Annotated in this window: 1 protein-coding gene; it reads left to right on the top strand. The window is 39.1% G+C overall.

What is annotated here, in order from left to right; all coding sequences use genetic code 11:
• Nucleotides 1-138: 138 nt before the first annotated feature.
• Nucleotides 139-1,451, top strand: a 1,313-nt coding sequence (locus tag J7J62_05395; protein MCD6124587.1) for an IS1380 family transposase, incomplete at its 3' end; no start/stop codon positions are given.

Raw genomic sequence — 1,451 nt, 5'->3', positions numbered from 1 at the left:
ATAGTGTTAAATGAGAAGGGATTTCCTGTTCACTTTCAAGTTTTTGATGGTAACCCAAAAATCGCAATAGAAAGCATCAAAAACCTAAAAAAGATTGATATAATTAGGCGGAAAGAATAAAAACCCTTCACCCAAAAGGTGAAGGGAAAAAATAAAGGAGATGAGAGAATGATACAACAAAATACCTTTAGAATCAAATTCAAAAGAGGAAAAGAAGAAATAAGTTCTCATAGTGGTCTTATAGTGATAGGAAAGATTTTAAGGAAGATAATATCACGTGTATGGTTAAAGGAGAGGCTTTCTTATCGAGGTTCAAACAGGGGTTACTGGGGGGAAGAGATAGTGGAGCCGTTAATTTTGATGTTATGTGGAGGGGGTAATAGGTTAGAGGATATAAAGGTGATGAGGGAGGATAGACTGTTGAGGAAAGTAATGGGATGGAGGAGAGTGCCCTCAGCAGATACAGTAGGGAGATGGTTGAGGAAAGCAGGGAGGGAAGGTGGAGATAAGATTTTAGAGAAAGTAAATGAGAAAGTAACCAGGCAGGTTCTTAAAAATGATGGGAAGAATTCTTACACTCTGGATATAGATGCCACAGTGATAGAATCGGAGAAAAAAGAGGCTAAGATGACTTATAAAGGGGAGAAAGGGTACACTCCTCTTTTAGGATTTTTGAGCGAGAATGGAGTATGCATAAAAGGAGAATTTCGAGAAGGTAATCGGGCACCCCATGAAGAGAACAAAGAATTCGCGGAGGAGTGCCTTAAAAGTATACCAGAGGGGATAAAAATTGAGAGATTGCGGAGCGATAGTGCAGGGTATCAGGCTAAGGTGATTAATCTATGTCTGGATAAAGAGATAACTTTTTACATAGGAGCACAGCAGGATAAAGCAGTGAAAGAAGCGATAAAGAGTATAGGGAAAGGATGCTGGAGGGTATTTAGAGATAAGGAAGGGAATCCCACAGATCGCCAGTATGCAGAGACTATCCACTGTATGGAGAAGAGTAAAGAAGCCTTCCGGTTAGTGGTGTTAAGGTGGGAGAAGAAACAGTTAGAGCTATTTGATAAAGAAAAGTATGAATACTTTGCCATAGCCACAAATAGCGAAGAAGAAGCAGAAAAGGTTATCCACATCTACCAGGAGAGAGGAAATGCGGAAAACTTCATAAAAGAATTGAAGAATGATATGGGGTTGGACTGGGTTCCTACAGGAGATTTTTTAGCCAACAGGGTGTATTTTCTCCTGGGCATTATATCTTGCAATCTCTTGATTCTCCTGAGAAGAGTTTTTCTTGGAGGAGAGTGGATAAGAAAGAGAATATCTACCATTAGATGGCACTTCATAGAAGTAGCAGGAAAACTTATCTGCCATGCAAGAAGTTTTGTGATTAAACTCTGGAGCATTCATAAAGAAATCTTTCTTCTTTTTGAAAAATCTACACAAATGCT

The sequence above is a fragment of the bacterium genome, from assembly GCA_021159335.1.
Lineage (GTDB): Bacteria > UBP14 > UBA6098 > B30-G16 > B30-G16 > JAGGRZ01.
Note: the sequence above shows the minus strand (reverse complement) of the source record. Positions and strands in the feature narration are given on the sequence as shown.